6 protein-coding genes are annotated in these 16,565 nt (G+C 71.7%); 3 read left to right on the forward strand and 3 right to left on the reverse strand.

From position 1 onward, the window contains the following. Window positions 1-41: 41 nt before the first annotated feature. Window positions 42-1,382 carry a hypothetical protein gene (locus IH61_RS0105815; RefSeq protein ID WP_031065913.1) on the reverse strand — a complete coding sequence of 447 codons (1,341 nt, stop codon included), beginning with the start codon at window positions 1,380-1,382 and terminating at the stop codon, window positions 42-44. Then, window positions 1,382-2,305, reverse strand: a complete 924-nt coding sequence (locus tag IH61_RS0105820) for a hypothetical protein (protein WP_031065915.1) — start codon at window positions 2,303-2,305, stop codon at window positions 1,382-1,384. The genes IH61_RS0105815 and IH61_RS0105820 overlap by 1 nt, the downstream gene beginning before the upstream one ends. Before the next feature lie 327 nt (window positions 2,306-2,632). Between IH61_RS0105820 and IH61_RS49475 the strand changes: the two genes are divergently transcribed. After that, window positions 2,633-3,880 (forward strand): RCC1 domain-containing protein, encoded by a 1,248-nt coding sequence (locus IH61_RS49475; protein ID WP_031065917.1) that lies wholly within the window; start codon window positions 2,633-2,635, stop codon window positions 3,878-3,880. Window positions 3,881-3,912: 32 nt separating this feature from the next. Beyond that, complete coding sequence (locus tag IH61_RS0105830; protein WP_031065920.1) at window positions 3,913-5,121, forward strand: RCC1 domain-containing protein; 1,209 nt, start codon at window positions 3,913-3,915, stop codon at window positions 5,119-5,121. 85 nt (window positions 5,122-5,206) lie between these two features. Here IH61_RS0105830 and IH61_RS49480 read toward each other — a convergent pair whose 3' ends face one another. Further along, the gene (locus tag IH61_RS49480; RefSeq protein ID WP_158844669.1) at window positions 5,207-12,421 is read right to left on the reverse strand and encodes an RHS repeat-associated core domain-containing protein; all 7,215 of its coding nucleotides are present in this window, start codon (window positions 12,419-12,421) and stop codon (window positions 5,207-5,209) included. A gap of 359 nt (window positions 12,422-12,780) precedes the next feature. Between IH61_RS49480 and IH61_RS0105840 the strand changes: the two genes are divergently transcribed. After that, complete coding sequence (locus IH61_RS0105840) at window positions 12,781-16,518, forward strand: RICIN domain-containing protein (RefSeq protein ID WP_031065925.1); 3,738 nt, start codon at window positions 12,781-12,783, stop codon at window positions 16,516-16,518. Window positions 16,519-16,565 lie beyond the last annotated feature (47 nt).

The following is a 16,565-nucleotide window of genomic DNA, read 5'->3' on the forward strand; positions in this document are numbered from 1 at the left end:
GCCCACCCCTTCGCCCCGGGGTGGGCGGCCGATCTCGTTCGTTACGGGTCGAGGAGCTCGGTGCGCGCCTGAACCCCCGCCGGCGGAGCCTCGGCGGTGAGCAGCCGCTTGTCCGTCCCCGCGCCGTTGTCCGGCGTGTCGGCGGTCGGACGGGCGGAGCCGCAGCGCTTCAGCTCCGTCTCGGTGAGCGGCCCGCTGCGCTGGTAGTAGCGGTCCGGCATCGCGGTGGACGGCACGTCGAAGGTCGCGTCCAGCCGGTACTTGTTACGGGAGTTGGTGAAGCTGCCCACCACCCGCTCGCGCGCCGGCTGCACCTCGGTCCAGCTCATCTCCCCGGGCTGGATGGTCGGGTTGAGCACCTTGGTGGTGGTCCGGCTCCAGGTCAGCGGCTGGCTGGTGGACACCGCCGCGCTGTTGCCGCCCGCCGCGCTGTACCCGGCGGCCGCCTGCGCGGCCAGGTTGGGCCGGCTCACCGAGATGTCGGAGCGGCTCGGCACCAGCGGGGTGCCCTTGAGCGCGTAGTACTGCGTCAGGTTGTCGTACGGCGGCTCGGTGACCTCCACCTTGCGGTCGTCGACGACGGAGTTGCGGGTGCAGTTGATGTACACCTCGCCGACGATCCGGGTCTGGCCGTAGTACGGGTACGAGTACTGCCTGTCCACCGTGAACACGCAGTTGCCCGCGTTGCCCTCGCAGTCGTCCACCGCGATGCCCGGCTCCAGCGGCTCGTTTCCCTTGTACGCCTTGGGGCCGGGCATCTGCTCCTTGCGGATGCGCTGGTCGACCGGCGCCGGGGTCTGCTTGGCGCCCACGTTGGTGATCAGCGGGCCGCAGGAGAGCGAGTCGCGCTTCTCGGCGGACTCGAAGGAGACCATCGGGTTGTCCTCCGGGGCGGTGAACTCGAAGCTGCGCCCGGTGGTCCAGTTGGCGGTGCCGACGGTGTCGCTGCCCTTGGTGGTGACCTGCGGGTCGGGCGGGTTGCCGGGGGCGATCAGCGCGACGTTGTACGTCTGGCCGTCCTTGAGCTGTTCGGCCGTGCAGCGGCGGTCCACGCCCGGGCTGTCGTCCCAGGTGAGCGTGACGTGGGAGCCGTTCTTCACCCCCCAGAGGCGGGCGCGCAGGACGAGGGCGGCGCCGTTCCAGTTGAGCGAGGCGGCCTGGTAGCCGCTCGGGTGCTGGGCGAGGGCCTTGCCGAAGACCACGCCGTTGTTCTCCGGCGACCAGTCGGTGTGCCCGGCCGCTGTGCCGTTGTCGGGGGCGACGGGCTGCGCGAAGGTGCCGTTGAGCACCGGGACGTCCACGGTGTCGGCGGCCCGCGCGGGCGGGGCGGCGGTGAGCGCGACGAGCCCGGCGGTCAGCAGGGCGGGAGCGAGTCGGCGCATCAGCAGAACCACCACTGGCTCGGCGGGACGACGGCGTCACCGGGTTTGACCGAGCCGGTCAGCGCGTTCGGCAGGGCGCACAGGTCGTTCGCCGCCGCGTTCGGCTCCTGGTCGCGGGGCACCTTGTTGAAGTTCTCCACGGCCTGGGTCTCCTTGTCGATCCCGGCGTGCTCCTTCTCGCCCGTGCCGGCCACCTCGGCCAGGCAGTCGCGGTTGGAGGGCGGGCACTTGTCGATCTTGTCCTTGTTGTCCGCGGAGGTCTTGCACCCGGGGTCGTCGGGCTTGTCCTTGCACGGGTCGCTGGACCCGGTGCTCTGCGGCGAGCCGAGCGGCGGGGCGGTCTGCTTGGCGGCGACGTTGGTGATCAGCGCGCCGCAGCCGGGACTATCGGCGTCGGTGGAGGCGAAGGTGACCTTGGGGGCGTCCTCGGCGGCGGTGAAGGAGTAGCTGCGGCCGTAGAACCAGTTCGCCTTGCTGTTGGGGGCGTTGCTGGTGAACGCGCCGGGCGTGTTGGCGTCGCCGGCCACGGTCACGCTGTACGCCCGTTTGGCGTTGCTGGTGCCCACGCACTTGTCCGGGTTGTCGTCCCAGGTGAGGGTGACGGTGGCGCCCCTGCGGATGCCGGGCAGCTTGGTGCTGATGGCGATGCCCTTGCCGTTCCAGCCGAGGCTGGCGGCCTGGTAGCCGTTGCGGTGCTCGGCGCGGGCGGCGGAGGCCAGGGCGCCGGGGCTGTCCCAGTTGTCGACGCCCTTCGCGAAGCTCTGGCCGTCGGGGACGGTGGGGGAGGAGAAGGTGCCGTTCACCACCACGGCCGGCTCGGTGTCCTCCGCCCCCGCCGGTACGGGGGTCGCCAGGGCGATGGCGCCACCGAGGGTGACGGCCAGGAGTCTGGCTCGATGCGTCCGCAGCACGGTGTCTCCCACTCAAATCGGCATAGAGCTCTGGTCATTGGGGGCGGGGGCTTCCTGTCGATCATTGGGCCCCCGGGTCATGCTTCGGGGGCCGGCTACGCGCCGCAACCGAGGACGGTCCGATAGGGCGAAGGCGAACGATCGGGCTGGTCCGTAGGTGTGGAAACTCCTCCGCATCCGCACGGACGTTCTCTTAAACGGGCAGACATGCCGATGATCCGCTCATCACTCCAGCCCGTGGCCGGGCGGCGCCCGCGCGCCGTCCGGCCGGGCCCACGAGGCACGCCCTGTCACCCCTGCGACCGCGCCCTGTGGCCGTCCTATGACCGTGAGGACCAGATGCTCCCGCTGCACCGCACGTTCCGCCGTCTGCCCGTGACCGCCCTCCCCGCCGCCGCCCTCGGCCTCGCCCTGATCGGCAGCGCCGCCCTGCCCACCTCCGCCGCCTCCGCCTACGACCTGCGGCTGCGCTCCTGGGGCCTGAACACCAGCGGCCAGCTCGGCGACGGCACCAAGACCCAGCGCCTCACCCCCACCTCGGTGGTCGGCCTCTCCGGCGCCGAACTCAACGCCGTCGCCGCCGGAGGCACCGGCGGCTCCACCGGCTCCGGCTTCGGCCTCGCCCTGCTCGCCAACGGCACCGTCGAAGCCTGGGGCAAGAACGACAAGGGCCAGCTCGGCAACGGCTCCACCGCCGCCACCGACGAATGGGCCGTCCCCGGCCTGGTCGCCGGGCTCGGCGGCGTCGAGGCGATCGCCGCCGGAGGCTCCCACGCCCTCGCCCTCCTCAAGGACGGCACCGTCAAGGCGTGGGGCCTCAACGACAAGGGCCAGCTCGGCGACGGCACCATCGCCAACGCCAACCTGCCCGTGGTCGTCGCCGGACTGGACGACGTCAAGGCCATCGCCGCGGGCGACACCTTCAGCATGGCCCTGCTCAAGGACGGCACCGTCAAGACCTGGGGCAACAACGACAAGGGCCAGCTCGGCATCACCGCCAAGCCCGCCCTCGCCAGCGCCCCCGTCCCCGCCCCGACCCCGGCCACCCGCACCACCGCCGCCCCCGTCCCCGAGCTGACCACCGTCAAGGGCATCACCGCCGGCGCCTCCCACGCCCTCGCGCTGCTCGCCGACGGCACCGTGATGGCCTGGGGCCTCAACGACAAGGGCCAGCTGGGCGACGACACCACCGCCAACAAGCCCTACCCCGTCCCCGTGGTGGAGCTCAAGAACGTCACCGGGCTCTCCGCCGGCGCCTCCCACAGCCTCGCGCTGCTCACCGACAAGACCCTGCGCGGGTGGGGCCTCAACGACAAGGGACAGGTCGGCGACGGCACCACCACCCAGCGCAACACCAGCGTGCCCGTCACCGGCGTCACCAACGTGATCGGCGTCGCCGCCGGGGCCGCCCACACCCTGGCCGTGCTCTCCGACGGCACCGTCCAGGCGTGGGGCCTCAACGACAAGGGCCAGTTGGGCGACGGCACCACCACCCAGCGCCTCACCGCCGTGCAGGTGCTGGCCAAGTCCGGCAGCGTCGCCATCGTCGCCGCCCCCTCCAACGGCAGCTTCAGCCTGGCGCGTTGACCTCTCCTCCCCATCCAGCAGGAAGGCACCACATGAGAATCCGCCCGCTGCTCGCCACCGCCGTCGCCGCACTCACCGCCCTCGGCCTCGCCGTCGTGCCCGCCGGCACCGCCCACGCCCAGGAGAAGCGCCTCAAGTCCTGGGGCAACAACCGCTCCGGCCAACTCGGCGACGGCACCTGGGCGGACTTCCGCCCCGCCGCCACCACCGTCCTCGGCCTCACCAGCGCCGAGGTCGTCAAGATCGCGGCCGGAGGCAGCAGCCCCACCAACGGCCACGGGCTCGCCCTGCTCACCGACCGTACGGTCCAGTCCTGGGGCGCCAACACCAACGGCCAGCTCGGTGACGGCTCGGTCTTCGGCCACAACGCCCCCGGCCAGGTCGTCAACCTCTCCAACGCCACCGACATCGCCGGCGGCGGCGCCCACAGCCTCGCCCTGCTCGCCGACCAGACCGTCGTCGCCTGGGGCAAGAACAACTACGGCCAGCTCGGCAACGGCACCAACATGGACAGCAGCGTGCCCGTGCGCGTCGAGGGCCTCAACAAGGTCATCGCCATCGCCGGCGGCCTCAACCACAGCATCGCCCTGCGCGAGGACGGCACCGTCTGGGCCTGGGGCTACAACATCAACGGCCAGCTCGGCGACGGCACTTCGGCCAGCCGCAACGTTCCCTCCCCGGTCGCCAACCTGAGCGGCGTCACCCGCATCGCGGCCGGCTGCAACCACAACCTCGCCCTGATCGGCCCGCCCAGCGGCCCCTCCAAGCCCACCAGCGGCAACTCCGTCAAGGCGTGGGGCTACAACGCCACCGGCCAGCTCGGCGACAACAGCACCATCAACCGCTACACCCCCGTCGACATCCAGGGCATCTGGCTCGGCGGCGTCTCCCAGCTCGCCGCCGGCTGCAACCACAGTCTCGCCGTCACCGACAGCGACAACAAGCTCAAGGCGTGGGGCCAGAACACCTCCGGCCAGATCGGCGACGGCACCACCGACTACCGCATCACCCCCGTCCCCGTCCCCGGCGTCACGGGAGTCCAACTCGTCACCGGCGGCCGCGAACACACCGTCGCCCTCCTCGGCAACAACACCGTCCAGTCCTGGGGCGCCAACGGCTCCGGCCAACTCGCCAACGGCACCACCACCGACAGCCCCACCCCCGTCACCTCCCTCACCGCCCTCACCGGCGTCGACAAACTCGCCGCCCCGGTAGCCGGCGACTTCACCCTCGCCAACTGACCCCACCCGACGGAACGGTGGGGCCCGGAAGGCGCAACTCACCTTCCGGGCCCCTTCGTTCATCGGGTGGGTGTTCCTGGTGCTCCTAGTCGTACCAGAACGAGACGACCCTCCCGTCGGGGCCGATGATCCCGCCCTTTCCTCCGCCGGGGGTCCTGTACTGCACGCCCCACTGGCCCTTGCCGAACTCCTCCCTGTACGCGTCCAGGCCCTTCTTGCCTCCCGGCTTCAACAGCCCCGCCGCCCAGTCGTTCGCGTCGGCCAGGTACTGCTCGGGAGAGATGTTCAGGGACTTGGCGTGCTTGTCCCAGTGGTACTCGAAGCTTGCCTCGGGAGTGCCCAGCGTCCCCTCGTGCCAGGTCTCGAGGTCGAGCGGGCACTTGCCCGCGTTGTGGACCAGCACCGGGGCGTCGCCCGCCAGCACGTAGTACGTGTGGAGGTCGGCGACGGTGAGGTTGTCGGCCCGCTGGGGCTCGGTGTCGTAGGTGCGGGTGGCGAGGACGGTCAGCAGGCCGTGGTCGGCGGTGGTGAGCCGGTCGCCGGGCTTGAGGTCCTCGGCCGCCGTCCAGCGCTTGGTGCTGTCGTCCCAGTAGGGGTGGTGGGCCGTGGAAGTGAGGCTCCTGGCGCCGTTCTCGCCGTTCTCGCCGTTCCTGCCGTCCTCACCCTGCCGCGGGGCCAGGGTGAGGTCGGTGAACCGGGAGTCGTCGGGGGTGACGATCTTGTCGACGACCGGTTTCCCGGTGGTCTCGCCGGTCTGGGGGTCGGTGGCGGCGACCACGTCGCCCGGTTGGAGGTCGCCGATCGGCTTGGTGGAGCCGTCGGCCATCAGGACCGGCGTCCGGACCGGGAAGCTGTTGCAGCCGGCGATGCGGCTGCTCGGGCCGACGGAGCCTTCGCTGCTGCCCTTGGCGCCCTTGGCACCCTTGCCGACCTGGGACGCGCCGCTCTTGGCGGCGTTGACGGCACCGTTCAGGCCGCCCACCATCTCGCCGGGACCGAAGGGAGCGAAGTTCTCGATCTCGTAGTCGAGCCGCGCGTTCCAGAGCTTCGTGAAGACCTGGGAGTCGAAGCAGGAATCGACCGCCCAGCAGGCGTTGAGCGCGGCCGCCTTGTACTGGATCTGGTCCTCTTCCTCCGCCCTGGGCTTTCCGAAGCGGACGTGGTCCCGGTAGAGGTTGTCGAGGTTCTTGACGGTCTGCTTGAGGACCTTCTGGTAGTCCGGGATGCTCGGGAACGCGATGTTCCCGGGCAGGTAGACCATCGGGTCCTTCCAGACGGTCACGTTCCATTCGCCGCCGTCGAGGCCCCACGCCTCCTGGACGTTGTGGCCGTCCGGGGTGCGGCAGGGACCCGTGCCGCCGCAGGTGCCGTCCGGGCGCAGGCCCGTGGGGTCGCTGAGGTTGACGGGGTTGTTGTCGCTGTAGGCGTAGCCGTTCCACTGCTGGGGGTCGGCGGCGACGAAGAGCGGATCGGGGCTGATGAATCGGCCGGTGGACGGGTCGTACTGGCGGGCGCCGAGATTGGTGAGCCCGGTGGTGTCGTCCTTGCTGCCGCCGACGAAGCCCTTGGTGCCGGCCCACTGGTCGGCTGCGGGTTGGGTGCCGCGCGGGCCGCCGAAGGGGTCGGTGGGGCGGCGGGTGACGGTCATGGCGGCGTCGGTGGCGATCTGGACGCCGTTGGTGCCGTGGGGGTCGGCCGCCTGGATGAGGACGGTGCCGCCGCCGGTGGGGGCGGTGGTGCGGGTGTAGGTGAGGCCGCCGGGGGCGGTGAGGGAGCGGACGTTGCTGGTGTTGCCGGCGGTGTCGGTGGTGAGTTCGTCGGTGGGGAGGTTGAGGGTGGTCTTGCCGGGGTTGCGGCGGATGAGCTGGTTGCCGTCGGCGTCGTAGAGGTAGCTGGTGGCGCCGGCCTGGCCGGTCCTGGTGAGGGTGTCGAGCTTGTCCTCGCCGTTCCAGGTCAGGGTGGTGGTGCCGCCGGTGTCGGTGATGGCGGCGGTGTTGCCCTTGGCGTCGTACTGGTAGCCGACGGCCTTGGTTCCGGCCGGGCTCTTCGTGGTGGAGGTGAGCAGGGCGTGGGGCCCGCCGGTGCCGCCGCCGGTGTTGGGCGCGGTGGTGGGGGAGTTGGGGTTCTTGGCGGCTCCGAAGGTCTGGGTGGTCGTGGTGTCGCCCAGGCTGTTGCCGGTGATGTCGTGCTGGACGAGTGAGGTGCGGTTGCCGGTGGCGTCGTAGGTGTAGGTGTTCCAGTACGGGGCCGGACCACCGACCGTACGGCCGCCGGGGCTGACGGCGGCTGGGCCGGTGGCGTTGGTGCAACCGCCCACGCCGGGGACGGTGGTGGAGCTGCCGGTGCCGTGGGTGGCGCCGGAGGAGTCCGTCCAGTCGGCGGTGGTCTGGGCGCCGCCGGTGTCCGTCCAGGCGCCGGTGAGACGGCTGAGGTGGTCGTAGGTGAAGCACTGGGTGTCGGTGGCGGCCGCGTCCTGGACGTCCGTGACGGAGGTCAGCCGGCCCGACGGGGCGTAGGTGTAGCTGGTCTGGTCGGCGGAGACGGTGCCGTTCTGCCGGTCGACGAAGCTGTTGATCACCCGCCCGGTCGCCCAGTCGTACTGCTGGGTCGCCACCACCTGGGTGCCGTACGGTCCGGCCGTGGTGCGGATCGGGCGGGCCAGTGCGTCGTACTCGACCTTCGCGACGACGGCCTTCTTCAGGCTGGCGGAGGAGGTGAGCAGGCCCGTGACCGTACGGCCGTAGCTGACGGACTCGGCGGGCAGCCCTCCGGCGGCCGGGATGTCCAGCCCCGTGAGGGCGCCGAGGACCGGGCTGTAGGTGTAGCCACTCGTGTAACTGCCCGCCAGTGCGCCCTCGTTGGAGGGGATGCTGACGGTGCTGCCCTGAGGGCGGTAGGCGGTGTCGTAGCCGGTGACGGCCGTCGTGTACGCCGCGCCGTTCGCCCCGCCGACGTAGCGGGTGCTGGAGGTGGTCAGGCCCTTGGCGAGGGTGTCGTAGGTCCAGGAGGCCAGCTGGTTGGTGAGTGCGACGCCGCCGTTGAACAGGCCCGTCCTGCGGCCGAGTTGGTCGTAGGTGTAGGTGAGCGTGGTGCCCTTGGCGTCCACGGTGTGGTCGACGCGGGAGTCGGCGTCGTAGAAGGTCCGGCTGACGCCCGTGTCCGGGTCGGACAGGGAGGTCTGCCGGCCGCGCAGGTCGTAGGTGCGGCTCCAGGCGTTGCCGCTGCTGTCGGTGCGGGTGCCGACCTGGCCGTCGGCCGTGTAGCCGTACGTGGTCACGTCCGCGTCGGCCGGGTTGCCGGTCGGTGTGGGCGTGCGGTACTGCCACAGGGCGACGGTGTGCCCGCGGGCGTCCGTGACCGTGGAGACCGGCGTGCCGCCGGCGGGCGGCGTGACGTCCACCCGGTCGGCGCCCGGATAGGCGGAGGTGGTGGCCCACTGGAGGTTGCCGTTGGAGCGGAGCTCGGCGCGCAGGACGCGCCCGTTGCCGTCGTAGGTGTTCCACGTCTGGGCGGGCACCTGGCCGTCCGCCGCCGGGACGAAGACCGCCTCGGTGGGGAAGGACTTCTCCTCGTAGTACGGCGCAGAGGTCTTGATCACCCAGCCGTGGGTGTCGTACGCGGTGTCGGTGATCAGCCGCCCGGTGGGCTTGGCGTCGCTGGTGCTCTGCGTCTGGCGGGGGCGGCCGAGGCCGTCGTAGATCTGGATGCTCGCCGAGTAGGTGGAGGCGTCGTCGTTGAGCGCCTCCGTCCTGACGGTGGAAGGTGCGCCGCCGCCGTTGAGGCCGTAGGTGAAGCGCTTGCTCGGCAGGGCGCCGGTGGGCCGGTCGGGGGCCCAGGCGGCGGTGACGCGGCCGAGCTGGTCGTACTGGGCGGTGGTGACGCGGCCGTTGACGTCGGTGCTGGTCAGCGGCGTGCCGCGGGCCGGGTCCCTGGTGGTGACGGTCGTCCAGCCCAGCGGGTTGGTGGTGCGGACCTCGGTGGGCAGACGGCTGGAGGCGGGGTTGAGCGTGGTGGTGGTGACGGCGGGGGTGACGGTGGGCGCGGCGAGCTGTGCGCCGTCGCGGCCGTAGGTGGAGCCGTCGGTGGTGGCCGTGGTCAGGGCGCGGCCGTAGGCGTCGAAGGTGCCGCTGCCGGTGAGCGCGTAGACGGGGTTGCCGGAGGCGTCGAGGCTGTCCAGGGCCTGGGAGCTGGTCGGGTCACCGGTGGCGCCGGCCTGCTTGAAGGGCTTGCCGTCGTAGAGCGTGCGGGTGGCGGAGAGCAGGTTGCCGGGCTGGGAACAGGAGCTCCGGTAGGTGGCCTTCTCGGCTGCGAGGGAGCGGAGTTGGGGGTTGTCACTGGCGGCGTAGGTGAGGGTGGTGCAGGTCTCGGGGGTGGCGGCGGTGCCGTCGCCCTGGTCGTCGACCTTGACGACGCGGTTGCCGTTGGCCGGCTCGGTGGTCGTCACCGTGGTCGTGGTGCGCCAACTGCCGTCCGACAGGAGGGACTTGGCGACGGCGGTGGTTTGGGAGTCCGGCTGCCAGGAGTAGAGCTTGGGCGCGCCGGCGCTCTGGGCGTGCGAGGCGGTGCTGGTCTGTCCGCCGTACAGGGCGCCGGAGATGGCGGTGACGGTGCCGCCGGCCTGGTCGAAGGTCTCGGAGGCGACGACCCGGCCTGCGAGCTGGGCGCTGTCGGGGGTCGTTCCGCCGAGCGGGTTGGCCACGTCGGGGACGGTGCGCAGCGTCCTGCCGTCGGCGAGGTAGTCGCCGGCCATGCCGCGCAGGTAGGTGGTGCGGGACTGGGTCTTGGGGGCCTCGCCGGGGGCGGCGTTGCCGGTGGTGGTCACGACCGTCCGGTAGCCGCGGAACTGGTCCCAGGTGCGGACCTTGGGGTCGGTGAACTCGGCGTCGTTGCGGTGCCAGGCCGCGCCGCCGCCGTAGGTGTACTCGGTGGTGCGGGCGACGGCGGGGGTGCTGACGAGGTCCTGTTCGGTGACGCTCCTGACGAGCGGCTTGTCGAACCAGTCGCTGACCGGGTCCTTGGAGCTCTGCTTGGGCAGGTACCAGTGGACGGGCTGGCAGGCCATCGCGTTGGCGTCCTCGGAGGCCGGCATGTGGCCGTTGACCCGGGAGCACTCGGGGTCGCTGTAGGCGACGTCGATGCGTTCGCCGGTCTCGGTGGTGATGCCCTGGATGCGCGGGCGCATGAACATCGGCGAGGCGGGCACGAGGCCGTCGACGCGGTTGGCGCGCATCGTGTACTGGAAGCGGACGGACGGCAGGGTCTTCAGCTCGGCCTGGCCGTTGCTGGGCACCCGCTGGACGGAGTCCAGTTGCAGCAGGTGCTTGGTGGAGTCGCCGGGGTCGGCGAGCTGCTGCGCGAGGTTGTACGTGTCGACGGTGCGGGGCCCGGCGTCGGTCTGGACCTGGGTGCTGATCGAGGTGAGGCGCTTGGTGGTGAAGAAGGTCGGCGCCACGTTGGTGCAGGTGTCGTCGGCGCAGATCTGGTCGATCGGGGTGTCCGGCCAGGCGTCCGCGTTGGCGGTGGTGCGCTGGTCCTCGGTGCACTTGATCGCGTCGGTGGCGATGCAGCGCTCGGCGGTGGTGAACACGACCTTCGCCGCCGGGGTGCCCGCGCCCTTGGCGGCCACCTGGTCGGCCAGGCGCTGGCCGTAGGCGATCTCCTTGAGGTACGCGGCGCGCTGGTAGTCGGTCAGCGCCCCGCCGCCCTGGACGCGTCCGCGCTGGTACTTGTTGCCCTCGGTCGCGTACGTGTAGGTGGTGAGGTTGCCGTGCGGGTCGACGGAGTGGTCCAGCTGCCAGCGCCAGGCCATCTGGCACCAGGAGTTCTTGCCCTGGGCGGCGCTGTAGCAGGGGTCGCCGCTGTTGGGGGAGTACACGGGCATCGTCAGCACGGAGTTGGCGGCCGGGTCGCTGCCGTCGCCGCCGGGCAGGTGGTTGGCGCCGAAGTAGTACTGGACGCCGTCGGGCGTGGTGATCCGCCAGTACTCGCGGCCGTTGTAGTCCACGTCGCCCGCGCCCTTGGGGGCGCCGGTCAGCTGCTCGACCTTGGTGCCGTCGTCGGCGGCCAGGTGCCAGGTGCCGTTGGGGGCGTCGTCGTGCACGAGCGGGCCGGAGTGGCCGCCGAAGGACAGGACGGCGTTCTGGCTGCCCCAGCACTGGTCGGGCGAGCCGGTGATCCCGGCCTTGTCGCAGCTGCGGTAGGAGCGCTCGATGAACCCGGGGTCGTAGGACCAGCCGTCGCCTATCCAGGACGGCTGCGCGTTGGAGGCGGAGGTCTTGCCGTCCACCTCCGCCGAGCTGTAGCCCAGCGCGACGGTGGGAGCCGCGCCGCCGAGGGCGGGCGGCACCTGGATCGGGTAACTGTAGGTGAAACTCCCCGTGTTGGAGCCTGCCGACCAGGCCGAGGAGGGGGACAGGGAGGAGGCCGTGTAGTCGCCCAGCGAGCCGGAGGGCGAGGCCGCCGTGGTGAGCACCAGCGCGCCGCCGCCGTCGGCCGCCAGTGACTCACCGGCCTTCGCCCCCGTACGGGCCGCCGGGAGGGTGAGCTCGGCGGTGATCTCGCCGCGCCCGTCGGCCTTCGCCTCGACGGGCGTCTGGGTACGGCACTCGGGCTTGTCGGGCGTGGTCAACGCGCAGGCGGGCAGGGCGATCAGCGCCGCCCGGTCGGCCCAGCCGCCGGCCCGCAGGGCCTTCAGGTCCAGGGTGACGCGGGCCGCGTGGCCCTCGCTCTCGGGCGCGGCGTCGCTGACCGCGACCAGCGGGCTGTCGACGCCCGCCGCCCTGCCCTTGTCCTGGCCGAGGACCTGCACGGTGACGGAGGTGGCGCTCTGCGCCGTCCCGGCTCCGGGCGCGACCCGAACGGCCAGGCCGCCGGCCTTCGTTCCGGTCGTCCCGCCGGAGGCGGGCGAGGCGCCGCCGGTCGCCCTGCGGGCGGCCTCCGCCTCGGCGCCGTCCGGTCCGAGGGCGACCGTCGCCTTCCCGGTCACCACCGCGGGCGCCACCTGCGGCGTCCAACTCGCGGGGGAGGGGGCGGGGTTGCCGCCCGGGGGCTTGGCGTCCGCGCCCTTCACCGGCGTGGTCCGGGCGCCCAGCGGGGTGTTCGGGGGCGTCCACACCTCCCCCTCCGGTGCGGGGAACGTCCAGGCCGCGGCCTGCGGTGCGGCCAGGCCCGAGACGGTCAGAGCGAGGGCGAGCGTGTACAGCAGCGGCCGTTTCCGCCGTCCACCGGATCCTCCGCCCGACCCTCCGCCCGATCCTCCGCCGCCTCCGGAATCCCGGTTCCGGGCATGCAGAATTGCCATCGCCGAACCTCCACATGACGAATCGCCATCTGACGGTACGTCAGATAGATTCACGCTTAACGATGTCGGGGCTCGACGATAGGCGCGCATCGAATCCTCGGGACAGGCAGTTCATCCGCACACCGACGAACTTTGCCAAGACTTGACCGATCGTGCTGGAACCATTCCGGACATGTCCTTCCAAGGTGACGGCGGCGGACGGGATTCCGGTTTGACCGGGGCGCTGTGCGGGTTGCATCGTTCCCACCCGAACGTTGCGTCGACCGTGGCGCGGTGACCGGGAGGAAAAGCGAACTGACATGTCCGACAAGGTAGTTACGCATCAAATGGCGCCACCGTCACCATCGGTCCGCAAACGCGTGCTCCGGCTGGCCGCGCTCGGCGTCAGCGGCGTCCTGGGCCTCACGCTGCTCACACCGGCCGCGTTCGCGGTGGGCGCGGCACCCGGTGGGCCGACCGGCGGCTCGCACGTGCCCACGTCCCTGCCGCCGCTCACCCCCAACGGGCCCGCCCCGCACCGGACCGAGCAGCAGCAGGCCGCGCTCGACGCCCTCGCCAAGGCGAAGTCGACCGGCGGATCGGTGGTCGTCGACGCGATGACCACCGAGGTGTCCAGGACCACCGCCGAGCCGAACGGCCGCCTGACCACCACCGACAGCGCCCAGCCCGTACGCGCCAAGCAGGGCGGCGGGTGGGCCGACATCGACGCGACGCTTCGCCGCAACGCCGACGGCACGCTCGGCCCGGCCGTGGCCAGTACCCCCGTGTCCTTCTCCGGCGGAGGCACCGGCCCGATGGCCACCGTCGCCACCGCGGACGGCAGGAAACTCGCCGTCGGTGCCCCGTTCGCCCTGCCCAGGCCGACGCTCAGCGTCGACACCGCCACCTACGCGGACGTGCTGCCCGGCGTCGACCTGAAGCTGACCGCGCTGCCGGTCGGCGGCTGGCGCGACGTGATCGTCGTCCGCACGCCCGAGGCGGCGGCCAACCCGGCGCTCAGGACCCTGCGCTTCCCGGTCACCGCCCAGGGCCTGAGCGTCGCCTCGGACGACAAGGGCGCGATCACGGTCAAGGACGACAAGGGCGCGCTGCGCTTCCGTTCGCCCGCACCCCTGCAGTGGGACTCCTCCAGGCCCGCCGCCACCACCGCAACCCCGAACGCCGGCAAGGCGGTTGCCGCTCCGGCCGCCGAGGACGCCGCCGCCCAGGGCGCCCCGTCCACGGCCGAGGCCCCCGGCGACGGCGCCAACGTCGCCTCGATCGGCGCCAGGGCCACCAACGAGGCCATCGAGCTGACCCCGGACCCGAAGGCCCTCGGCTCCGGCAGCGGCCCGTGGTACCTGGACCCGACGCTGGTCGCCGTCACCAGCTACAGCCAGGGCTCGGTCGAGGTCCAGGAGAACCACAAGGACGCCAAGAACTTCAACACCAAGTCCAACCTCTCGACGGGCTACTGCGGTTACCACAGCTCGGACCCGAGCCAGGACTGCGGCAAGGAGGGCCGCCAGCGGGCCTACTTCGCGATCGGCGTCAACCCGGCGATCTACAACGTCCCCGGCGGCGCCCAGGTCCCGCCCACCCTCTACACCTCCACCCTCAACGCCCAGGTCAACGTGGCCTCCAGCCCGGGCACCCCGACCAGCCTCGGCGTCTTCTCGGCCCCGACGGGCATCAACGGGGACACCAACTGGAACGCGCAGCCCTGCGGGACCAACGGCAACCTCGTGATGGACGGCTGCAGTTGGGTCGGCGGCCAGCAGATCACCGGCACCGGCCCGATGTCCGTGGACGTCACCGACATGATGAAGCGCGCCGCCGCCGGGCAGTGGGGCCAGTGGACCATCGCCATCGCCCCCAGCGACAGCGAGTGGAACAAGTTCTTCCGCCACGCCGTCGCCAACAACCCGAGCATCACGACGAGTTACGACATCACGCCCACCGTCTGGTGGCCGCACGCCGGCCCCGCCCCCGGCTTCGCCGACACGGGCGGCACGGCCGAGTGCAACTCCGGCGGTGCCAACCCCTGGGACAACCCGGGCTGGGTCGGCAACAACCAGAACATCTACCTGAACGCCAGCAGCTACTCCCCGGCCGGGCAGCCGCTCTACACCGGCTTCCAGATGTGGGACGACAACGACCCCAACTACAGCATCGGCCCCAACAACGGCAGCTGGGCTGGCAGTTACAACAACCCGGCGCCCAGCCTGGCGGTCGGCTCGCTCAGCGACGGGCACCAGTACGGCTGGGTCGCCCGCTCGACCGACAGCCTGCTGACCTCGCCCAGCAGCGCGATGTGCTTCTTCCGGGTGGACCGGACCAACCCGCGCGTCAGCATCGGCTCCACCGACTTCCCGCCCTCCGGCACCCCCAACCCCAACCCGGCCAAGTACGCGGGCGACTGGGGCACCTTCACCCTCAACGCCGAGGACCCGGCACCCGGCCCCGGCCTGTGGGCCTCCGGCGTCGCCTGCATCCGCGTCAGCCCGGACCCGACGCCCGTCGTCGGGTTCCAGTGCAACCGCCCCGACACCGTCAAGCCCGGCCAGCCGTACGGCTTCCAGCCGCGCAACTGGGGCACCAACACCCTCTACGCCTGGGCGATGGACATCGCGGGCAACTACAGCCAGCCCGCCGTCTACAACTTCTACGTGCCCTGGAAGCCCGGCACCCAGCCGGTGTTCGGCGACGTGAACAACGACCAGAAGCCCGACATCGTCCTGGTCGACAGGACCGGCGACCTGCGCGTCATCGGCGCCACCTCGGACCCGTCGACCTCACTGGCAGCCCCGGCCGCGGCCGCCCCCGGCGCCCGTGACTACGGCACCACCTGGGCCGACTTCCGGATCAGCCACCACGGCACCTTCGCCGTCGGCCAGCCCGTCGACGAGATCGTCACCCACTTCGACAACCCCGACAAGCCCGGCGCGTCGATCCTCAGGAACTCGATCTACGTGATCCCCAACGACGGCACCGGACGCCTCGACACCCTCACACCGATCGCCATCACCAACCGGCCCACGTGCAGGACCTACGGCACCGGCGCCCCGTGCGCGGGCTACAATGCGACCGACTGGAGCAGCGTCTCCCAGGTGCTCGCCTTCGGCACCCCCGAGGGTGAGGCCACCGCCGCCAAGCCCGGCGGCAGCACGGGCCAGAAGGTCATCTCCAGCCAGACCACCCTGCTGACCGTCGAGAACGGCAACCTCTACCTCTTCTCGCCGGACGGCCTCGCCGACCGCGTCAACAGCGCCACGCTGATCCCGACCGCCTCGGGCAGCTGGGCCGACCTAGAACTCCTCAACCCCGGCGCCGCCAACGGCGTCACCACCAGCACCGACAAGGCCAACCCGGGCCAGGTCAGCCAGACCACCCTGTGGGCCCGCAACCGCACCACCGGCGACGTCTTCGCCTACCCGCTGGCCTGGAAGGCCGACGGCACCGTCGACTACACCGCCCTGACCAAGCCCGACGCCGGCGTCAAGATCGGCTTCGGCGTGAACGCCGCGGATTACCCGCGCATCGGCGCCGGGGACGTCAACGCGGACGGCTCCCCGGACCTGTGGACCGTCGGCAACGACAACGCCATCACCGTCTACCCGGGCCGGAGCGCCAACGGCACCGCGGGCAAGGTCGACGGCTTCGGCACTCCGAGCATGATCGGCTACGCCGACGCCAGCACCTCGATCCACCCCGTGCTCTCGCCCGGGCAGTGCATCGACGCCTGGGGCGGCCCGCGCGACGGCGCCCAGCTCGCCCTCGGTGCCTGCTGGAACACGCCCAACCAGCGGTTCAACCTCGGCGCCGACGGCACGATCCGCGCGGGCGCGCTCTGCGTCTCCACCGCGGACGGCGCCACCGGCAACGGCACCCTCGTCCGCCTCGCCCGCTGCGAGGACAAGCCCACCCAGAAGTGGACCGTCCGCCCGGACGGCCGTTTCGTCAACAACGCGACCGTCACCGGCGGCGACCCGGACACCGGGCGCTGCATCGAACTGAACGGCTGGAAGACGGATCCGGGCACCTGGCTCGACATCTGGGACTGCCGCAACCTCCAGGACAACGTCCGCTGGAGCCTGCAGCCGGAACGCACTCCCTGACGCACCGCTCCACAAACGAGGGGCCCGGCCCGGGACGTTTCCCGGGC

The sequence above is a fragment of the Streptomyces sp. NRRL WC-3742 genome (genome assembly GCF_000720635.1).
GTDB lineage: Bacteria > Actinomycetota > Actinomycetes > Streptomycetales > Streptomycetaceae > Kitasatospora.